This window comes from Streptomyces sp. NPDC017676, from assembly GCF_044329325.1.
Classification (GTDB): Bacteria; Actinomycetota; Actinomycetes; order Streptomycetales; family Streptomycetaceae; genus Streptomyces.
This window is the reverse complement of record NZ_JBIRJA010000007.1, coordinates 429,245-444,900: the sequence shown is the minus strand read 5'-3', so window position 1 is coordinate 444,900 and position 15,656 is coordinate 429,245. Positions and strand designations below refer to the sequence as shown.

15 protein-coding genes are annotated in these 15,656 nt (G+C 70.9%); 7 read left to right on the top strand and 8 right to left on the bottom strand.

The annotated features are described in order from the left end of the window. Positions 1 to 343 precede the first annotated feature (343 nt). On the bottom strand, positions 344 to 994 hold the full coding sequence (locus tag ACH4LD_RS18310; RefSeq protein ID WP_398057062.1) for a DNA-3-methyladenine glycosylase: 651 nt from the start codon (positions 992 to 994) through the stop codon (positions 344 to 346). Positions 995 to 1,094: 100 nt separating this feature from the next. On the opposite strand from ACH4LD_RS18310, the gene ACH4LD_RS18305 reads away from it, so the two are divergent. The 3 genes from ACH4LD_RS18305 (at position 1,095) to ACH4LD_RS18295 (ending at position 3,136) form a co-directional block, all read left to right on the top strand. Continuing rightward, on the top strand, positions 1,095 to 1,877 hold the full coding sequence (locus tag ACH4LD_RS18305; protein ID WP_398057061.1) for a sporulation protein: 783 nt from the start codon (positions 1,095 to 1,097) through the stop codon (positions 1,875 to 1,877). A 45-nt stretch (positions 1,878 to 1,922) separates the two neighbouring features. After that, entirely contained in the window at positions 1,923 to 2,462 is a 540-nt protein-coding gene (locus tag ACH4LD_RS18300; protein WP_132784142.1) for a YbhB/YbcL family Raf kinase inhibitor-like protein, read from the top strand. A 167-nt stretch (positions 2,463 to 2,629) separates the two neighbouring features. Then, the gene (locus ACH4LD_RS18295; RefSeq protein WP_103813084.1) at positions 2,630 to 3,136 is read left to right on the top strand and encodes an HNH endonuclease; all 507 of its coding nucleotides are present in this window, start codon (positions 2,630 to 2,632) and stop codon (positions 3,134 to 3,136) included. Positions 3,137 to 3,423: 287 nt separating this feature from the next. Here the strand turns inward: ACH4LD_RS18295 and ACH4LD_RS18290 are convergent, their stop codons facing one another. The 3 genes from ACH4LD_RS18290 to ACH4LD_RS18280 form a co-directional block, all read right to left on the bottom strand. After that, complete coding sequence (locus tag ACH4LD_RS18290) at positions 3,424 to 4,383, bottom strand: SPFH domain-containing protein (protein WP_103813083.1); 960 nt, start codon at positions 4,381 to 4,383, stop codon at positions 3,424 to 3,426. 123 nt (positions 4,384 to 4,506) lie between these two features. Next, positions 4,507 to 4,938, bottom strand: a complete 432-nt coding sequence (locus ACH4LD_RS18285) for an NfeD family protein (RefSeq protein ID WP_132784141.1) — start codon at positions 4,936 to 4,938, stop codon at positions 4,507 to 4,509. Between the two features lie 60 nt (positions 4,939 to 4,998). Then, positions 4,999 to 5,796 carry an ABC transporter ATP-binding protein gene (locus tag ACH4LD_RS18280; protein WP_398057060.1) on the bottom strand — a complete coding sequence of 266 codons (798 nt, stop codon included), beginning with the start codon at positions 5,794 to 5,796 and terminating at the stop codon, positions 4,999 to 5,001. A 151-nt stretch (positions 5,797 to 5,947) separates the two neighbouring features. Between ACH4LD_RS18280 and ACH4LD_RS18275 the strand changes: the two genes are divergently transcribed. Further along, positions 5,948 to 6,736, top strand: a complete 789-nt coding sequence (locus ACH4LD_RS18275; RefSeq protein WP_398057059.1) for a hypothetical protein — start codon at positions 5,948 to 5,950, stop codon at positions 6,734 to 6,736. A 478-nt stretch (positions 6,737 to 7,214) separates the two neighbouring features. On the opposite strand, the gene ACH4LD_RS18270 is transcribed toward ACH4LD_RS18275, so the two are convergent. From ACH4LD_RS18270 to ACH4LD_RS18260, 3 genes are all read right to left on the bottom strand, one after another. Next, positions 7,215 to 7,460: a chaplin gene (locus tag ACH4LD_RS18270; RefSeq protein ID WP_103813100.1), complete on the bottom strand. Its 246-nt coding sequence runs from the start codon at positions 7,458 to 7,460 to the stop codon at positions 7,215 to 7,217. A gap of 122 nt (positions 7,461 to 7,582) precedes the next feature. Beyond that, positions 7,583 to 8,224: a response regulator transcription factor gene (locus ACH4LD_RS18265; RefSeq protein WP_132784138.1), complete on the bottom strand. Its 642-nt coding sequence runs from the start codon at positions 8,222 to 8,224 to the stop codon at positions 7,583 to 7,585. After that, on the bottom strand, positions 8,217 to 9,362 hold the full coding sequence (locus ACH4LD_RS18260) for a GAF domain-containing sensor histidine kinase (RefSeq protein ID WP_398057058.1): 1,146 nt from the start codon (positions 9,360 to 9,362) through the stop codon (positions 8,217 to 8,219). The genes ACH4LD_RS18265 and ACH4LD_RS18260 overlap by 8 nt, the downstream gene beginning before the upstream one ends. A gap of 283 nt (positions 9,363 to 9,645) precedes the next feature. Between ACH4LD_RS18260 and ACH4LD_RS18255 the strand changes: the two genes are divergently transcribed. The 3 genes from ACH4LD_RS18255 (at position 9,646) to ACH4LD_RS18245 (ending at position 12,534) form a co-directional block, all read left to right on the top strand. Beyond that, entirely contained in the window at positions 9,646 to 10,341 is a 696-nt protein-coding gene (locus ACH4LD_RS18255) for an SDR family NAD(P)-dependent oxidoreductase (protein WP_398057057.1), read from the top strand. Further along, on the top strand, positions 10,338 to 11,507 hold the full coding sequence (locus ACH4LD_RS18250; RefSeq protein ID WP_398057056.1) for an S-adenosylmethionine:tRNA ribosyltransferase-isomerase: 1,170 nt from the start codon (positions 10,338 to 10,340) through the stop codon (positions 11,505 to 11,507). Before ACH4LD_RS18255 ends, ACH4LD_RS18250 begins: the two co-directional genes overlap by 4 nt. A 301-nt stretch (positions 11,508 to 11,808) precedes the next feature. After that, entirely contained in the window at positions 11,809 to 12,534 is a 726-nt protein-coding gene (locus ACH4LD_RS18245) for a transglycosylase SLT domain-containing protein (protein ID WP_398057055.1), read from the top strand. Positions 12,535 to 12,634: 100 nt separating this feature from the next. Here the strand turns inward: ACH4LD_RS18245 and ACH4LD_RS18240 are convergent, their stop codons facing one another. Next, entirely contained in the window at positions 12,635 to 15,190 is a 2,556-nt protein-coding gene (locus ACH4LD_RS18240; RefSeq protein WP_398057054.1) for an FHA domain-containing protein, read from the bottom strand. Positions 15,191 to 15,656 lie beyond the last annotated feature (466 nt).

Genomic DNA, 15,656 nt, shown 5'->3' with positions numbered 1-15,656 from the left:
TCGCTTCCTTTGTACTCACCCTCTCGGGCTTTCCTCCGGGCGCTTCCCTTCGGTCTTGCGTTTCCGACTCTATCAGACCGTTTCGCGATCCGATTCCCAGTCGGCGGGGTGTCTCCGGGGTTTTCGGCTTTCGCCGTCCGCCCTTTCGACATTCACTACGTTAGCCGATTCCCTCGGGAACTCATAATCGAGTCCCGCGAGTTCGAATTCGGACGCACGGGTGCGCCGGAAACGACCCCGCTGAGGGGTTGGAGCTAGGTAGTGGGTTGGCCGCTCCGGCTGCAGGCGATCGCCGTACCCGGTTCAGCGGCTCGGGATACATTACGCACCTCGACGGACCGAGTCAACTTCGGCGGCGCCGTGGCACATGGGCCCGGTAGGGGCTCACCGTCGGGTCGTCGGCGACCCAGAAGCGCCACGGGTGGAGGTCGCCGTCACCTCCCTCGCCGGCGACGCCGGTACGGGGACCGCTGCGTACCTGGTCGGAGGGGACCGGTGTCCCCGTGAGCATCTTCAGGGGGGTTTCGCCGGAGGCGCACGCGTCCACGCCGTCCATGGCCCGGTCGACCTCCAGGGACGTGGCCAGCCGGGCCGGTCCCTTGGCCAGTTCCTTGTCGTTCCGCGCCGAGACGCGTCGCTTCCGGGCCAGCTCGGCGCCCTCCACCACTTCGCCCGCACGGAGCAGGACCCCGCTGGCCCGGCCCTCGGGTCCGCAGACCAGGTTCATGCAGTGCCACATGCCGTAGGTGAAGTAGACGTACACGTGTCCGGGCGGGCCGAACATCACCGCGTTGCGGGTGGTGGGGCCGCGGTAGGCGTGCGAGCCGGGGTCGTTCGGGCCGTCGTACGCCTCCACCTCCGTGAGGCGGAGGGCGATCGGGCCGTCGGGTGTCGTCCGGACCAGAACGCGGCCGAGGAGGTCGGGGGCGACCTCCAGTACCGGGCGGTCGAAGAAGGCTCGGGGCAGTGGCGTACGGTCCGGGGGCGCGATCATGCCCTCCGAGGGTAGTCCAGACGGGGCACCGCGCCGGCGGAACCGGGCGCGGGTGGATCGCGTTTGTACGGGTCGAGGGTCCATTCGTAAAGGGAGAGTCATGGCGTTCAAGAAGCTGCTCGCGAGCCTGGGGGCCGGCGGGGCGTCGGTCGAGACGGTGCTGACCGAGGTCAATGTCGTACCGGGTGGTGTCGTCCAGGGGGAGGTGCGGATCCAGGGCGGGTCCGTGAACCAGGCCATCGAGGGGCTGTCCGTCGGTCTGCAGGCCAAGGTCGAGGTGGAGAGCGGCGACCAGGAGTACAAGCAGGACGTCGAGTTCACCAAGGTGCGGCTCGGCGGTGCCTTCGAGCTGCAGGCGGGGGCCGTGCACGCGGTGCCGTTCGGGCTGGAGATCCCCTGGGAGACGCCGATCACCATGATCGACGGGCAGGCGCTGCGAGGCATGAACATCGGTGTGACCACCGAGCTGGCGATCGCGCGGGCCGTGGACTCCGGTGACCTGGACCCGATCAACGTGCACCCGCTGCCGGCGCAGAAGGCGATCCTGGACGCGTTCATCCAGCTGGGGTTCCGCTTCAAGAACGCGGACATGGAGCGGGGGCACATCCGGGGTACGCGGCAGAAGCTGCCGTTCTACCAGGAGATCGAGTTCTTCCCGCCGTCCCAGTACCGGGGTCTGAACCAGGTCGAGCTGAGCTTCGTCGCCGACGAGCACGCGATGGACGTCGTGCTGGAGATGGACAAGAAGGCGGGTCTGTTCAGTGAGGGTTCGGACACCTTCCGGTCCTTCCAGGTGGGTCTGAACGACTGGCAGGGGACCGACTGGGCGGCTTACCTCAACCAGTGGCTGTCCGAGGTCGGCAGCAAGCGCAACTGGTTCTAGGCTCGGGAACTGCTGGTTCCAGATCATCGATCAGGAGGTACCGAGGTGACCGAGCTCAAGCGGCGGCCGCTCCCCCATGACTTCCATCCGCCCGTGCCGTCGTTCACCGTGACGAGCGAGGACATCGAGGAGGGTGCGACGCTCAGGAGCGCCCAGGTCCATGCGGAGGGCAACACGTCGCCGCAGCTGCGCTGGGAGGGCTTCCCGGCCGAGACCAAGAGCTTCGCCGTGACCTGTTACGACCCGGACGCGCCGACCGGCAGCGGGTTCTGGCACTGGGTCCTGTTCGACATCCCGGCCTCCGTGACGGAGCTACCGGCGGGTGCGGGCAACGGCAAGTTCGAGGGGCTGCCCGCGGGCGCCGTGCACGCGCGCAACGACTACGGGACGAAGGACTTCGGTGGTGCCGCTCCGCCGCCCGGGGACGGCCCGCACCGGTACGTCTTCACGGTGTACGCGGTGGACCAGGAGAAGCTGGGTCCGGACGCGGACGCCTCTCCGGCCGTCGTCGGCTTCAACCTGCGGTTCCACACGCTCGCGCGCGCCCATCTCATCGGTGAGTACGAGAACCCCGCGAAGGGCTGACGTCAGCGCAAGGATTCAGCCAAGGGTTCATTGAACGTTTGCCCGCCTCCGGTCTTGGAAGTGATCGGAGGCGGGCATTTTTATTGCGTTGTCCATCTCGGCGCGCCCGTCCAGAGTTGATCCGAGCCCGCCGGGGGGTGGGCAGGTGCACACGGGAGGTGGGCTGGATGCGTGACACGCTGGTGCTGAACGCGAGCTTCGAGCCGCTGTCGACGGTGACGTTGAACCGTGCGGTCGTCCTGGTGCTCCAGGACAAGGCCGTCGTCGAGCAGGCCCATCCCGAACTGCGTATGCGGGGTGCCGATGTCGACATACCGGCGCCTCGGGTGATCCGGTTGTGCCGGTATGTACGGGTGCCGTTCCGAAGACAAGCTCCGTGGTCACGGCGGGGGGTGCTGGTCAGGGACCGGCACCGGTGCGCGTACTGCGGGCGGCGGGCGACGACCGTGGACCATGTGGTGCCGCGGTCCCAGGGCGGGCAGGACACGTGGCTGAATACGGTTGCCGCGTGTGCGGAGGACAATCACCGGAAGGCGAACCGGACTCCGGAGGAGGCCGGGATGGCGCTGCTCCGCGAGCCGTTCGAGCCGACCCCGGCCGATGCGATGCTCCTGGCCTTGGGCGCCGAGGACTTCGATGCCCTTCCTGAGTGGCTCGCCCGGGATGCGGCCTAGGTCCTGTCGTCAAACTCCCGTCGTCCGCCCGGAGGGCGGGCCGTGCGGCGTCAGGTGCGTGCTCTCGCCGTGCCGGCCACAGGCCCTCGTACCGGGCGTACTCGGGACTGGGGCCGGTGCGGCGAGAGTGCGTGCATGGCGTCGCGCGGCAGACGGGAGTTCGACGACAGGGCCCAGGGGTCTGCCGGGTTCGGGCTGTCGGCGGCTGCGGGTTGTCCGTGGTCGATCGCGCAGTTCCCCGCGCCCCAGGGGGAGGCGCGGGTCGCACCGGTGCCGTGAAGGGGTCCTCAGTCGATCGACGGCTTCTCCCGGCGCTCGGAGCCGGTGGAGCCACCGTTGCCCGATGAGCCGTTGTTGCCCGAACCTCCGCCGAGGGGGCCGAAGTTGCCCATCGCTCCGGAGAGGCCCTTGAGGGCGTCACCGATTTCGCTCGGGACGATCCAGAGCTTGTTGGCGTCGCCCTCGGCGATCTTGGGGAGCATCTGGAGGTACTGGTAGGACAGCAGCTTCTGGTCCGGGTCGCCGGCGTGGATGGCCTCGAAGACCGTGCGGACGGCCTGGGCCTCGCCCTCGGCGCGCAGGGCCGCCGCCTTGGCCTCACCTTCGGCGCGCAGGATCTGCGACTGCTTCTCGCCCTCGGCGGTGAGGATGGCGGCCTGGCGCGTGCCTTCCGCGGTGAGGATGGCGGCGCGCTTGTCACGGTCGGCGCGCATCTGCTTCTCCATCGAGTCCTGGATGGAGGTCGGGGGCTCGATGGCCTTCAGTTCCACGCGGTTGACGCGGATGCCCCACTTGCCGGTGGCCTCGTCCAGGACGCCGCGCAGGGCCGCGTTGATCTCCTCGCGGGAGGTCAGGGTCCGTTCCAGGTCCATGCCACCGATGATGTTGCGCAGGGTGGTGACGGTGAGCTGCTCGATCGCCTGGATGTAGCTGGCGACCTCGTAGGTGGCGGCCCGGGCGTCGGTGACCTGGTAGTAGATCACCGTGTCGATGTTCACGACCAGGTTGTCCTGGGTGATCACCGGCTGCGGCGGGAACGGTACGACCTGTTCACGCAGGTCGATGCGGTTGCGGATGGTGTCGATGAACGGGACCACGATGTTGAGGCCCGCGTTCAGCGTCCGCGTGTAGCGGCCGAAGCGCTCGACGATGGCCGCGCTGGCCTGTGGGATGACTTGGATCGTCTTGATCAGGGCGATGAAGACCAACACCACCAGGATGATCAGGACGATGATGACCGGTTCCATCGTCGTTCCCCGTACCCTTCTCCGCCTCGGCGCCTTCGGCAGATCTCATGACTGTTGAAGATCTTGCTGGTCGAGTCTGACAGACCGTCGCGCAACTCGTGAGTCGTTCTCGGTGAGTTGTCCTCACAGGACGATCGCGGTGGCCCCTTCGATGTCCACGACGTCCACCTCCTGGCCCACTTCGTAGGCTCGGCCGGTGTCGAGGGCGCGGGCCGACCAGACCTCCCCGGCGAGTTTGATGCGGCCGCCGGACGCGTCGACGCGCTCCAGGACGACGGCCTGCCTGCCCTTCAACGCCTCCACGCCGGTGGCGAGTTGGGGACTCTGCCGACCGTGCCGGGCGGCTATGGGCCGGACGACGGCGATGAGGGCGACGGAGACGACGACGAACGTCAGGACCTGGATGACCGCGTCGAAGCCGAGGGCGGAGACGACCGCCGCCGCCACGGCTCCCACCGCGAGCATGCCGAACTCCGGCATCGCGGTGACCACGAGCGGGATTCCGAGCGCCGCCGCGCCGACGAGCCACCACACCCATGCGTCGATGTCGTTCACATGGTCATGGTAGGGCCGCGGTCGGGCGGCGGACAGGGCGCGCGGGGGAGAGCAGAGGGGTCAGGACAGAGGCAGACCCTGGGCGGTCCAGCGGTCGCCGACCTGCTCCACGACGAGCGGGAGGCCGAAGCAGAGGGAGAGGTTGCGGGAGGTGAGTTCGAGCTCGACCGGGCCGGCGGCGAGCACCTTGCCCTGGCGGATCATGAGGACGTGGGTGAAGCCGGGGGCGATCTCCTCGACGTGGTGCGTGACCATGATCATCGAGGGGGCGATGGGGTCGCGGGCGAGCCGGCCGAGGCGGCGTACCAGGTCCTCGCGGCCGCCGAGGTCGAGACCGGCGGCGGGTTCGTCCAGCAGGAGCAGCTCGGGGTCGGTCATCAGGGCGCGGGCGATCAGGGTGCGCTTGCGCTCGCCCTCGGAGAGGGTGCCGAACTTCCTCTCCAGGTAGTCGCTCATGCCGAGGCGGTCGAGGAAGGCGCGGGCGCGCTGCTCGTCGACCTCGTCGTACTCCTCCTGCCAGTGGGCGGTCATGCCGTAGGCGGCCGTCAGGACGGTCTCCAGCACCGTCTGGCGCCTGGGGAGCTTGTCGGCCATGGCCATGCCGGCCATGCCGATGCGGGGGCGGAGCTCGAAGACGTCGGTGCCGGGCTTGCCGAGGGTCTCGCCGAGGATGGTGGCGGTGCCCTTGCTGGGGTAGAGGTAGCTGGACGCGACGTTCAGGAGGGTGGTCTTGCCGGCGCCGTTCGGACCGAGGATGACCCAGCGCTCGCCCTCCTTCACCGACCAGGAGACCTGGTCCACCAGAGCCCGGCCCTCACGGACCACGGATACGTCCTGAAGCTCCAGAACATCGCTCATGAGCGCGTTGTCTCCCCTTGCAGTGTGGCCGGTCTCGGCTGTCGCGTACGCCTGTGGCTCGGGTCCGCCGCGCCGGTGGGCGCAGCCCTTATGAAATCTACGCCACGAGTGCCCCGCTCCATTCCATCGGTCCGGTCCTTAGGGTGGAGGCATGCTTTCGGAACCGCGTTCAGGACGCCTCGCCGCTTGGGGAAATGCCCTTTTGGCCGGACTTGTCTCTCCGGATGACGCCGTACTCGCCGTCGTGGGCGAGGACGCCGTGCACCGGGTGGAGGGGCTGCCCGGTGAGTCCGCGCCGGTCGGGCTGACCCTCGCGCTGGGGCGGCTGCGCACGCTGGGGGTGACCGGGCTGCGGGTGGCGCTGCCCGCGCCGGGGCATCCACTGGGGCTGAGCGGCCCGCCGGAGTTCAACGCGCGGGCGCTGGAGGCCGAGGAGGCGGTGGTCTGTCACGGCGGCGCGTTCGGGCTGGTGCCGCAGGTGTACGAGGCCGGGCCCCAGGGTGATGTACATGCCGAGGTGGTCTGGCACGTGCTGCCGGTGCGGGAGGCGCCGCCCGCCGATGTGCCGTCGCTGGGCGAGGCCGAGCGGGAGCTGGCGGAGGCGCTGCGGGACGCGACCGAGGTGCTGTCGAAGCTGGACGTCGCCGGGTCGGGGCCGGTGGCGGAGGCGGCGATCGACGCGTACCGGGCGCGGGCCGAGCGTGGCCGGGAGGTGCTGGCGCCGGGGTACCCGCCGCGTGCGGTGCGGGTGTTGGAGCTGGCACAGCGGGTGGGGCTGCTGGTGTCGCTGGCGTACGGCAACGGTCACGGGGGCGCGGTGAGCGCCTCGGAGATGGCGGCGCGCGGAGCGGCACTGCGCCCGGTGGAGCGAACGGCCCGGCGGGCGCAGGTCGCGGCGTACAACGCGTTCGTGGAGGAGCGGGAGCGCGGGATGCGGTGAGCCGTGGGCTACGCGGATTCCTGGGGGGTCGGCGTTGCCGGCTGGCGCTCGTGTTGCCGGAGGCCGGGTTCGGGCGCCGAGCAGGTCGGCGGTCAGGCCGTCCACCTGGACCTGGACGTCGACCGGGAGCTGGGCCGTGAGGCCGGACGCGACGACCGGGGACCGCACGGTGGTGTCTCAGGCGTCCGCGTCGGCGGCGGAACCGGTGGACGCGTCGGCGGCGGCGGAACCGGTGGACGCGCCTGCGGTGAGGCCGGCGGCGGTCATGGCGAGTGGGGCCTTCTTGGCTATGTTCATGGGACGGGCTCCTGGTGCGTGTGCTGCTCCGGTCCGGCCGTGAGTCGTGTGCTGGTCAACGCGGGAGTCCCCGGCGAGGTACGGCGACCCTGGTCCCGGTGCCCGTTCCAGCCGGTCGGGCGACGGCCTGACAGGCCCCCCGGTGCGCCCGGGAGGCCTGAGGTCGTCGGCGGCGGGAGCCTCAGCGGTTGAGACCGAGGTTGCCGAAGGCCGGGTTCAGGACGCCGATGACGTTCACGCTGTTGCCGACCGCGTTCACCGGGACGTGCACCGGGACCTGGGCGACGTTGCCCGAGCCGACGCCCGGGGAGCCGACGGCCTCGCCCGCCGCGTGGGCGCCGCCGTGGGCGGAGGCCAGACCGGCACCGGCCGCCACCAGACCCCCGGCCACCATCGTCACGGCCGCCGCCTTCTTCAGGTTCTTCACTGTCAACCCCTCCTGGTCGTCCACCGCGGCGATCTCCGCGGCACGCACTGGAGAACGGCGGAGATCACCGCAGGATGCGCCATCCGGGTGACATTCCCACGACGGTATGAATCTCGGCCGTATCAGCCCGTCACGCCGTGGCGCACGGCCCACAGCGCGGCCTGGGTGCGGTCGGCGAGGTCGAGTTTCATCAGGATGTTGGAGACGTGCGTCTTGACGGTCTTCTCGGACAGCACCAGCGCGCGGGCTATCTCCCGGTTGGACCGGCCGTCCGCGATCAGGCCGAGCACCTCGCGCTCCCGCTCGGTGAGCGAGCCGCCTCTGCCCTGGCCGGTGTTGGCCTCCTCCTGGGAGAGCAGGGCACCGGCGACCTCGGGCTGGAGCAGGATGTGCCCGGCGTGCACGGAGCGGATGGCGCCGGCGAGGGCGTCGGGGTCCACGTCCTTGTAGACGTACCCGGCGGCGCCCGCGCGCAGGGCCGGGACGACCGTGCGCTGCTCGGTGAAGCTGGTGACGATGAGCACGCGCGCGGGGTTGTCGAGTTCACGCAGTCTGCGCAGGGCGTCGATGCCGTCCATGCCCGGCATCTTGACGTCCATGAGGACGACGTCGGGCCGCAGTTCCTCGGCGCGGGCGACTCCCTCGGCGCCGTCGGCGGCCTCGCCGACGACCTCTATGTCGTCCTGCACCTCCAGGAAGGTGCGCAGGCCCCGGCGGACGACCTGGTGGTCGTCGACCAGCAGGACCTTGATCGGTTCACCCACCGGGGACCTCCATCTCGATCGTGGTGCCCTTGCCGGGCGCGGATTCCACGGTCAGCGTGCCGCCGACCCCGCTCGCCCGGTCCCGCATCGAGACGAGGCCGAGGTGGCGTCCGGCGCGGCGGACCGCCGTGGGGTCGAAGCCGCTGCCGTCGTCGGCGACGCGCAGGACGACTCCGTTGCCGCGCCGGTCCACGGTCACCTCGACCCGGTCGGCGCCGGAGTGGCGCAGGGCGTTGTGCAGGGCCTCCTGGGCGACCCGGAGCAGGGCCTCCTCCTGGGCGGCGGGCAGGGCGCGGAAGCCGTTGCTGGTGAAGGTCACGCGCGCGGTGTGGGCGCGGTCGAGGACCTGGGTCTGGGTGCGCAGGGTGGCGATCAGGCCGTCCTCGTCCAGTGCGGCGGGCCGCAACTCCACGACGGCGGCCCGCAGTTCTTCGGCGGCCTCGGCGGCGAGGGAGGCCACCTGGTGCAGTTCGCCCTTGGCGCGGGCGGGGTCGCGGTCGACGAGGGCGGCTGCCGCCTGGGCGGTCAGGCGCAGGGAGAACAGCTTCTGGCTGACCGCGTCGTGCAGTTCGTGGGCGAGGCGGGAGCGTTCCTCGGCGATGGTCAGTTCGCGGCTGCGCTCGTAGAGGCGGGCGTTGGTGAGGGCGATGGCCGCGTGCTGGGCGAGGATGGAGAGCAGTTCCTCGTCCTCCTGGGTGAAGCCGCAGCTCCCCTCCGGCTTGGAGCAGTTCTTGTTCGCCAGGAACAGGGCGCCGATGACCTCGTCGCCGTCACGGATGGGCAGGCCCAGGAAGTCGGCGAGGTCGGGGTGGGCGGACGGCCAGCCCTCGAAGCGGGGGTCCTTGCGCACGTCGGCGAGGCGCTCGGCCTTCGCTTCGCGCAGCATCGCGGCGAGGATGCCGTGCTGGCGCGGGAGCGGGCCGATGGCACGCCACTGGGCGTCGCTGACGCCGTCCACGACGAACTGGGCGAAGCCTCCGTGGTCGTCGGGCACGCCGAGTGCGGCGTACTGCGCGTCGAGCAGCTCGCGGGCGGAGGCGACGATCGTCTTGAGGACGTCGCGCACCTCCAGGTGCCTGCTCATGGCCAGCAGCGCGGAACTCACCGCGGCGAGGCCGGACCGGGGGCCTTGACTCATGTTCCACACGGTACCGGCGGGGTCTGACAGCGCGGATCGGACCGGTGGCGGCGGCCCCCGGTCCGCTGGGCCTGGACCCGCGGGCGTAGGCCGCCGGTTCCGGGGTGCGGGGTGTGGGCCGCCGGTCCTGGGGCGCCGGGCGTAGGCCGCCGGTACCGGGGCGCCGGGCGTAGGCCGAAGGACCCGGTGCTTTGCGGCCCGCGTCCGAGGCGGCCCGAGGGGTGCCGTTCCTAGGTTGAGGTCACCGCCCGAGGGGGTGGTGAACGACGAGGGGACGGTGGTCATGCCGGTAGCGATCATCACGGGGGCCTCGAAGGGCCTGGGGCGGGCGCTCGCCGAGGCGCTGGGCGCGCGCGGCTGGGATCTGGTGCTCGACGCCCGGGGCGCCGACGCCCTCAGGGAGACCGCGGAGGCGGTCGGGCGGCACGGTACGCGGGTGGTGGCACTGCCCGGGGACGTCACGGACGGCGGGCACCGGGCGGAGCTGGTGGCCGCGGCGGGGCGGCTGGGCGGCGCCGATCTGCTGGTGAGCAACGCGAGCGCGCTGGGCGCCGAGCCGCTGGTGCGGCTGGCGGAGCTGCCGGCGGAGGGGTTGCGGCGTGCGCTGGAGGTGAACGTGGTGGCGGCGCTCGGACTGGTCCAGGAGGCGCTGCCGCTGTTGCAGGCGTCGCCGGCGGGCACGGTGATCGCGGTCTCCTCGGACGCGGCGGCGGAGGCGTACGAGACGTGGGGCGGCTACGGCGCCTCCAAAGCGGCCCTGGATCAGCTCGCCGCGGTGCTCGGGGTGGAGGAGCCCGGGCTGCGGGTGTGGGCGGTGGATCCCGGGGACATGGCGACGGACCTGTACGCGGCGGCCGTACCGGACGACGACGCGCCGCGTCCGGCGCCCGCCGATGTCGTGCCGGCGTTCCTGCGGCTGCTGGACGAGCGTCCGGCGAGCGGGCGGTACGCGGCGCCGTCCCTGCTCCGGGCGCGGTGACCGTGTCCACGGGGGTCTCTCCGCTCGGGCCTCGGACGTGGGGGAAGGTCCCGGCGGAGCTGTCCGCGCGCGTGCCCGCCGAGCAGCGGGGGACGGGGCTGGGGCGGGACGCCGTACGGCTGCTGGTGTCGCGCGGGACGGAGGTGGCGCACCACGCGTTCCGCGAGTTGCCGACGCTGCTGCGGGCCGGGGATCTGCTGGTGGTGAACACCTCCCCCACGCTGGCCGCCGCGGTGGACGGGCGGATCGGGCACGCGCGCGTGGTGGTGCACTTCTCCACGCGCGGGGACGACGGGCGGTGGGCGGTCGAGCTGCGGGAACCGGACGGGCGCGGTACTACGCGCGCGCGTGCGGGCTCACCCGCGGGGACAGAGGTGTCGCTGCCGGGCGGTGGCCGGCTGCTGCTGGAGGAGCCGCTGAGCGCGCGGGGTGAGCGGCTGTGGTGGGCGCGGGTCGCCGGGGCGGACGTAGGGGAGGTGCTCGGCGACCACGGGCGGCCCGTTCGCTACTCCTACACGGAGCGGGACCAGCCGCTGTCCGCGTACCAGACGGTGTTCGCGCTGCCGTCGCCGGACGGTGCGGGCAGTGCCGAGATGCCGAGTGCGGCCCGGCCCTTCACCGCGCGGCTGGTGGCGGAGCTGGTGAGCCGGGGGGTGTGGTTCGCGCCGGTGACGCTGCACACAGGGGTCTCGTCGGCGGAGGCGCACGAGCCGCCGTATCCGGAGCGGTTCTCGGTGCCGGAGGCGTCGGCGCGGCTGATCAACCACGTCCGGGCGTGTCGAGAAGTACTCGGAGCGCCTTCTCACGAAGGTGGGGGCGGCAGCCGGGCAGGTGGCCGGGTGATCGCGGTGGGGACGACGGCCGTGCGGGCCGTGGAGTCGGCCGCGGGGCCGGACGGCGTGGTGCGGGCGGCCGAGGGGTGGACGGATCTGGTGGTGACGCCCGAGCGCGGAATACGAGTGGTGGACGGGTTGCTGACCGGGCTGCACGAGCCGGAGGCCTCCCACCTGCTGATGCTGGAGGCGGTCGCCGGGCGGGCGGCGGTGGACCGCGCCTACGAGGAGGCGCTCAGCGCGCTCTACCTGTGGCACGAGTTCGGCGATGTCCACCTCATCCTTCCGGAGGAGAGCCCTCACACAGAGCATTGCGATGGCAACAAGCGGTGAGATGGCTTGGTGCTCCATGTGAGCCCGCGCATAGGGCCTGCATCACGTACGAAAGGACATAGGAGATAAACGCCCCCACATGAACGGGGCAGACGGTCTCGTCTGTCCCGTTTTGCCCTTACCTGATCCACTATCGGGCATCGTACGTCACACCTTTGCCTGGGCATTTTGCGCCCGCTAAGAATGGCTTCCGTCGCTCAGCGCCGCGGGCTTTCCGCCCCGCGGCGTTCGTGTGGGAGGAGCCGATTCCCCCGGCGGACGCAGGAGCGACCTCCGCGCTATTCGAAGAGGTCCATCAGCCATGCCCAAGAACATCCTCAACCGTGCTCGCAGTCGTCAGCTGACCAAGCACCACAAGATCGCCGTCGCCGGTGTCGCCGCACTCGGCACCGCCGCCCTCGCCTTCTCGGCCGCTCCGAGCAGCGCCGACACGGTCACCACCAGCGCCCCCGCCACGACCTCGCAGGTCGCCGCCGCCGGTACCGTCCTGCAGAACGTCAAGGGCACGGTCACGGACCAGCTCGCCGCCAAGAACATCAAGCTCGACACCCTCGCGGCGCAGAAGAAGGCCGCCGACGCCGCCGTCGCGAGGAAGGCCGCCGTCGACGCCGCCGCCAAGGAGGCCGTCCAGGAGCGCGCCGCCACGGCCGCCGCCGGTCGCTCCGCCCAGCGCCTGCAGATGCAGCCGGTCGCCGCGAAGACGTACACCAACAACCTGGACGGCTGGATCCGCCAGGCCCTGGACATCATGAAGGCCAAGCGCATCCCGGGCAGCTACAGCGGCCTGCACCGCAACATCATGCGGGAGTCCTCCGGCAACCCCAACGCCATCAACAACTGGGACATCAACGCCGTCAACGGCATCCCCTCCAAGGGTCTGCTCCAGGTGATCCCGCCCACCTTCCAGGCGTACCACGTCCCCGGCACCTCCTGGAACATCTACGACCCGGTCGCCAACATCACCGCCGCCGCCAACTACGCGGCCCACCGGTACGGCTCGATCGACAACGTCAACAGCGCGTACTGAGGCCGGGCGCGGGACCTCGACGACGCAAGGCCGAAGGGCGGCACCCCGACGTGGGGGTGCCGCCCTTCGGCGTACGAGCGGGTACCGCTCGGTCGCGCGGCTACTTGCGCATGACCTCCGGCTCGTGGCGGCGCAGGAAGCGGGCCACGAAGAAGCCGCAGAGCGCACCGAGCGCGATCAACGCGATCATGTCCATGCTCCAGGCGCCGACCGTGTGGTTCCACAGCGGGTCGTTGTCGCCGGCGGTCTCCGGCGGGCTGATCCGGTTGAAGTCCAGCGTGGCGCCGGCCGCGGCGACCGCCCAGCGGGACGGCATCAGGTACGAGAACTCGTTCACACCGACCGTGCCGTGCAGGGCGAACAGGCAGCCGGTGAAGACGACCTGGATGATCGCGAACATGACCAGCAGCGGCATGGTCTTCTCGGCCGTCTTCACCAGCGAGGAGATGATCAGGCCGAACATCATCGCGGCGAAGCCCAGGCCCATGATCGGCAGGGACAGCTCCAGCAGCGTGGCGTGCCCGAGGATGAGGCCGCGGTCCGGGATCTCGCGCCTGCCGAAGCCGATGACACCCACCAGCAGCCCCTGGAACCCGGTGATCACGCCCAGCACGAACACCTTCGACATCAGGTACGCCGACCGGGACAGGCCGGTGGCGCGCTCCCGCTCGTAGATCACCCGTTCCTTGATCAGCTCGCGGACGGAGTTGGCGGCTCCGGCGAAGCAGGCGCCCACGGCCAGGATCAGCAGCACGGTGGTGGCGGTGCCGTTGGGCACGATCTGGCCGGTCTGCGGGTTGGGGCCGTTGGGCAGCAGGCCCCGGTCCGGGTGGATCAGCAGGCTGACCGAGCCGATGACGGCCGGCAGGAGCACCATCAGGGCCAGGAAGCCGCGGTCGGAGGCGATGACCGACACGTAGCGGCGCACCAGGGTGACGAACTGGGACAGCCAGCTCTGCGGCTTGGGCGGCCTGATCGCCTGCATCGGCGGCATCTGGACCGCCTGCGGGGCGACCGAGTCGACGTCCGCGGCGTACATCTGGTAGTGCTGCGAGCCCTTCCAGCGGCCCGCCCAGTCGTAGTCGCGGTAGTTCTCGAAGGCGGAGAAGACGTCGGCCCAGCTGTCGTAGCCGAAGAAGTTCAGCGCCTCCCCCGGCGGGCCGAAGTAGGCGACCGCGCCGCCCGGCGCCATCACCAGCAGCTTGTCGCACAGCGCCAGCTCGGCCACCGAGTGGGTGACGACGAGCACGGTACGGCCGTCGTCGGCGAGGCCACGCAGCAGCTGCATGACATCGCGGTCCATGCCCGGGTCCAGACCGGAGGTCGGCTCGTCCAGGAAGATCAGCGACGGCTTGGTCAGCAGCTCAAGGGCCACCGACACGCGCTTGCGCTGGCCGCCGGAGAGCGAGGTGACCTTCTTGTCCTTGTGGATGTCGAGCTTCAGCTCGCGCAGCACCTCGTCGATGCGGGCGTCGCGCTCCTGCGCCGTGGTGTCGGCCGGGAAGCGCAGCTTGGCCGCGTACTTCAGGGCCTTCTTGACGGTCAGCTCCTTGTGCAGGATGTCGTCCTGCGGGACCAGACCGATGCGCTGGCGCAGCTCGGCGAACTGCTTGTACAGGTTCCGGTTGTCGTACAGCACCTCGCCCTGGTTGGCGGGCCGGTAGCCGGTGAGCGCCTTGAGCAGGGTCGACTTGCCGGAACCGGACGGGCCGATCACCGCGATGAGCGACTTCTCGGGCACACCGAAGGAGACGTCCTTGAGGATCTGCTTGCCGCCGTCGACCGTGACGGTCAGATGGCGGGCCGAGAAGGAGACCTCACCGGTGTCGACGAACTCTTCGAGGCGGTCGCCGACGATGCGGAAGGTGGAGTGGCCGACGCCGACGATGTCGGTCGGGCCGAGCAGCTGCGAGCCGCCCTTCGGGATCGGCTGGCCGTTGACGAAGGTGCCGTTGTGCGAACCGAGGTCGCGGATCTCGAAGCGGCCGTCGGGCGTGGCGTGGAACTCGGCGTGGTTCCGGGAGACCTGGAGGTCGGAGACGACCAGGTCGTTCTCCAGGGCACGGCCGATGCGCATCACGCGGCCGAGCGAGAACTCGTGGAACGTGGTCGGGCTGCGGTCGCCGTAGACCGGCGGCGCCCCCGCGCCACCACCGGGCGTCTTCTGTACGTACTGCTCGGCGGGGCCGGCCTGCTGCTGCGGGAACGCGGGCGCCTGCTGCCAGCCGGCCTGGGGCGCCTGGTGCGGGGACGCCTGGTGGGGTACGGCCTGCTGCGGGGCGGGCTGCTGGTGCGCGGGCGCCTGCTGCCAGCCGGGAGCGCCGGCGCCCTGGGCCGCGTACGGTGCCGCCGCCTGCGGTGCCGCCGCCTGCGGCTGCTGGGCCGGGCCACCGACCGGTGCGGTGGTCGCCGACAGGCTCAGCCGCGGTCCGTCGGTCGCGTTGCCGAGGTGCAGCGACGAGCCGGGGCCGATCTCCATGTGCTGGATCCGCTGGCCCTGCGCGTACGTGCCGTTGGTGCTGCCGTGGTCCTCGATGACCCAACTGCGGCCGTTGAAGCTGACCGTGGCGTGCCGCCAGGAGACCCTGGCGTCGTCGAAGACGATGTCCCCCTGCGGATCACGTCCGAGGATGTATGCCCTGGATGGATCGAGCATCCAGGTATGTCCGTTTGTTTCGAGTACGAGTTCCGGCACTCCATGCCCCACTGAGTTGTCCCCCGAGTTACCCCCGTCGCAGGGAGTCTAGGGATGTCGAACATCGTGGGGAACTATTTCAGGCTCGGCCCCTTGACCGAAACTCGGGCCTTGGCAAGGGGTTCGGGGGCACCGCTCCGACTCGTGTGTGGGCGGGGGGTGCGTGCGGTGTTGTCTCGTCCGCCTCTACGTCCTTGCGCCCGTGCGGAGTTGTCAGAGTGCCGGCCCAACTTCCCGCACGCTCGGGCACGGTGGTCGGGGGCTCCGCGGTGATGCACGGTGGTCCCGGGTGGGCCGACAGTGCATCGGCGGCTCGGCCGGTCGGTCCCGGCGCTCGTCATCGTCCCCGCTGGTGGCCGACAGCGCGCTCGGCCTCACGGCCGGGTGCGAGGTGACGGGAGCCGCTGACGGCGCCGTCGGCATGCCG